5 protein-coding genes are annotated in these 3,357 nt (G+C 68.1%); all 5 read right to left on the minus strand.

What is annotated here, in order from left to right; translation table 11 throughout:
• Nucleotides 1–111 precede the first annotated feature (111 nt).
• The gene (locus tag ACH4ZX_RS40110; RefSeq protein ID WP_398283849.1) at nt 112–645 is read right to left on the minus strand and encodes a transposase; all 534 of its coding nucleotides are present in this window, start codon (nt 643–645) and stop codon (nt 112–114) included.
• Entirely contained in the window at nt 561–869 is a 309-nt protein-coding gene (locus tag ACH4ZX_RS40115; protein ID WP_398283851.1) for a winged helix-turn-helix domain-containing protein, read from the minus strand. Before ACH4ZX_RS40115 ends, ACH4ZX_RS40110 begins: the two co-directional genes overlap by 85 nt.
• 401 nt (nt 870–1,270) lie before the next feature.
• Nucleotides 1,271–1,996 carry a DNA alkylation repair protein gene (locus ACH4ZX_RS40120; protein ID WP_398283843.1) on the minus strand — a complete coding sequence of 242 codons (726 nt, stop codon included), beginning with the start codon at nt 1,994–1,996 and terminating at the stop codon, nt 1,271–1,273.
• Between the two features lie 91 nt (nt 1,997–2,087).
• Nucleotides 2,088–2,342 carry a zinc ribbon domain-containing protein gene (locus ACH4ZX_RS40125; protein ID WP_398283845.1) on the minus strand — a complete coding sequence of 85 codons (255 nt, stop codon included), beginning with the start codon at nt 2,340–2,342 and terminating at the stop codon, nt 2,088–2,090.
• 20 nt (nt 2,343–2,362) lie between these two features.
• A complete protein-coding gene (locus ACH4ZX_RS40130) occupies nt 2,363–2,944 on the minus strand; it encodes a TetR/AcrR family transcriptional regulator (RefSeq protein WP_398283847.1) in 582 nt (193 codons plus the stop codon).
• Nucleotides 2,945–3,357: the final 413 nt, after the last annotated feature.

Consider the following 3,357-nt stretch of genomic DNA (forward strand, 5'->3'; position numbering starts at 1 on the left):
GGTGAGATAGGCCACGTCCCACCCGTCGAATACGAGAACAACCACTACCTCGCAACCACGAAACCCCAGGTCACACCCAACATCTGAGATCTCTATCGAACCCGGAACGGTTCAGCCGGCTATGAAGCCGTCGAGGGTGTCGGGCCGGTACTGAAGGCGCTTGAGCCGGTTGCGTACGAGTGCTTCGAGCCGGTCGAGGGCGACGACGGCGAGGTTGGCCAGGCTGTGTTTGACGTGTGCCCATACCCACTCGACCGGGTTGAGGTCGGGCGAGTAGGCGGGCAGCAGGAACACCGTCAGCCACTCACGCTCGCTGATCAGCTCGCCCATGGCGCGGGATACGTGGGTGTTCAGGCGGTCCCACACCAGCACGATGGGCGCCTTGAGGAGCTGGTGGACGCCGTCGATCAGCGCGATGAAATCCCGCTCGCCCATGCTGCGACGTGTGCCTTTGCCTGCCCGGTGGGTGCGCAGGCGGTGGCACAGCCGGGTCCGGGAGCCGGGCCGCATGGCGATCAGCCCGGCCACGGACAGGCGTCCCGAGCGTCGGCCGCTCACCGTCACCTGCGGGGTGCGGCCGCGCCGGCCCCAGGTGCGTCCCCTGGGCGGCCGGCGGGTGAAGCCTGCCTCGTCCTCGAAGCAGATGTAGCCCCCGCAGGCGGCCCGGGCTCTTTTGCCTCCGCCCAGGTCGCCTCCTTCCACGCGGTGACGGCCTGCTCGTCGCGCTCGGCCACCCGCCGCGCAGGGACCTGCGGGCTGAAGCCGAGCCGGTGCATCAGCCTCGTCGCGCCCGAGACGCTGTAGGAGACGTGGAACTTCCCGCCGATCAGCGTGGCCACCCTCGCCGCGGTCCACACATGGTCCTCCACCCAGCCGTGCGCGGCCGGACCCTGCTCCAGATACGCCGCCAACTTCTGAAGACTGGAACAGCGCCTGGCAGAAGCTTCGTTCTCCCCAGTTCCGCGGCGGGCTCTACCTGGCGCAGTGGGTCCACACCTACAGCCAGGTCAGGGAGCAGCTGCCCTACCGGCGCCAGTTCGCCGTCCCCGGCGTCGTCCGCCGCTACGCGGGCAACCTCACCGACCGGGACGTCCGTCTCTGGCGCGCGGTCGCGGCCACCGTCATCGTGGCGGAGATCGCGCTGCCGCCCGCGCTGCTCATCGAGCAGACGATGCCGTACGCGGTCGTCGCCGGCATCGGTATGCACGCCGCCTTCACCTGCCTCAAGCCCCCGCCAGCTCATCACTTTCTCGGGCCTCACCCTCGGCAGCTACGTGGCCTTCGCCGTTTGACCGCCGCCCCTGTTCCCGGGCAGCACCCGGCGCCAGGGGCGGTTGTACGGTCCGCCGCAGCTCCGGCACACGGCCGTGTAGAGCGCGGCGGCCGGGCCCAGTTCGTCGGCCGGCTCGGCCGGGTACTCGGCCCGCGAGATCTTCGCCACCAGTTGCGGCTGGGGGCAGGTGCTTTCTTCCGCCGTACGACGACGGCGAGCCCCGGACGGGGCCGGGATCGGGGTCGGCGGGTCGGCGATGAAGTCCATGTGCCAGCCGTCGATCGGGACTTTCCTGCGGCGCCGGGTGTTGCGCTCGAACCGCTGCTTGCGTGCCTTGGTCGGGAAGAGCAGGAGCAGTCCGGCCAGCAGCCGGAACGCGTCGCCGCTGACCTGGCCGGGCTCCGGGTGGTAGCGGCCCAGGCGTTCCAGGACCTTGCCGGCGAGCTGGCGTGGTTCGAGGATGCCGGACCCCCAGAGCAGATCCAGACCGGCGTTGACCTCATCAGGCTGGGCCTTGCCGATCCGGGCGAGCAGGCCCACCAGCGCCGTCACGGCGTTCATCGGGGTGCCCATGACGTCGTTCACGCCGGGCATCACGGTTCTTGCCCGCTCCGCGCTCGCCGGATCGGCGTGGCGACGGAGCTCGGCGATGAGCAGATCGGCAAGCCGCTGCGGCGACTTCAGGCTCATGGCGAGGTCTTCAGGGGTGAGTGTGGTGCTCATCATCGTCTCCGGAACTGTCCTGCCCGGTCGTCTTCTTCGGCCATGCCTCCAGGCGCGGCCGAAGAAGACGACGCAGGCGTCGCTGTACGGGTCAGCGGTTGCTCCAGGCCGGCTGCTTGGCCAGCATCTGCGCAGCCGTCTGGCGGGCGGCATCGTCCTGCAGGCCCTGGGTGTGCTGAAGGAATCCGGTGAAGCCGGCCAGGACCTCCTCGTAGCTCTTCATGCGGCCGTCCTCGTGCGCGCAGTTGTGGCAGTAGTCCTTCGACGGGTCGGCGGCGGCGTGCTCCTCCGGGGTGCGCATGGGCATTCCGCAGCTGATGCAGGTAGGGGTGTCGTGCTCGGACATTCGGATCTCCTTCGATGTGGTTACGGGTGCAGCAAGTTCGTGAAGTGGTCCACCAGCGCCGGGCCGTGCGCGGCGATGACGGACCCCTCGGTCACGAACAGGTCTTTGTTGATCAGGTAGTGGTGCACCAGGCCGATCCAGGTGTTGAAGACCAGATGTGCGGGCAGCGCCCGGATCCGGCCTGCGGCCGCCTCGGCGTCTGCTTCGGCGCACAGGTATGAGGCGACCGCCGACTGCAGGCCCACCCAGTTGGCCCGGAACTGTGAGGGCAGCAGAGGCGCCTCGATGACCAGTTGCCGGTAGACGTCCTCGTTCTCTTCCAGGCACCGAAGATGGGCCTGCAGGACCTCGATGAGTCCGCCGCTCTCACCGGCCAGCTCGTGGAGCCGGTCGGTGATCTCGCGCCCGATGTGCCAGGCGACCGCCAGGATGAGGTCTTCCCGTGAGGGGAAGTGCGCGAAGACCGTGCCGTGCGACACCTTGGCCGCCTTCGCCACGTCCACCGTGCGGGTCTGCCCGAAGCCCTGCTCGCCCACCAGCCGTACGGCCTGAACGATCAGCCGCCGCCGGGTGGCCTCCTTCTGCTCCACGCGAGTCGACATCACCACTCCCTTGTTGAGTTATGACTCATTGAGTCTAAGTTCAACCAATCCGGAGCTGTCAAGCCGCGCGAACGCCCCGTGGTCGCCAGGCCGGGCCTCTCGCAAACGTTCCTTTGCCGGAGCGAGATCGACAACAGGCCGCCCGACCCTCACTGATCTTGATTCGGTTCTCAGAACCCGTTCTCACTCAAAAGTGGGTCGGACCCCCTTCTGTGACTTGCATTGTGCGAAAATCCGGGCCCATGACGGACCCTCAGCAGCCCTCCCCAACCGACCGGTCGGACGCCGACGACGTCTAGTACTGCAACGGTGCTTGGCGTGACTGATAGCCAGGTCGGTCGTTGGTGTGGTTATGGGTGGGGACCTTGCTGATGTCAGGCTGTGGGCGCGTGAACTGGACGCGGTGCACGAGC

This window comes from Streptomyces sp. NPDC020490 (assembly GCF_044335305.1).
Lineage (GTDB): Bacteria > Actinomycetota > Actinomycetes > Streptomycetales > Streptomycetaceae > Streptomyces.

Bases quoted from the DNA above. Each gene is read 5' to 3' on its own strand.
- ACH4ZX_RS40120 (WP_398283843.1), bottom strand. From the start codon at position 1,996: ATGAGCACCACACTCACCCCTGAAGACCTCGCCATGAGCCTGAAGTCG.
- ACH4ZX_RS40125 (WP_398283845.1), bottom strand. From the start codon at position 2,342: ATGTCCGAGCACGACACCCCTACCTGCATCAGCTGCGGAATGCCCATG.
- ACH4ZX_RS40130 (WP_398283847.1), bottom strand. From the start codon at position 2,944: ATGTCGACTCGCGTGGAGCAGAAGGAGGCCACCCGGCGGCGGCTGATC.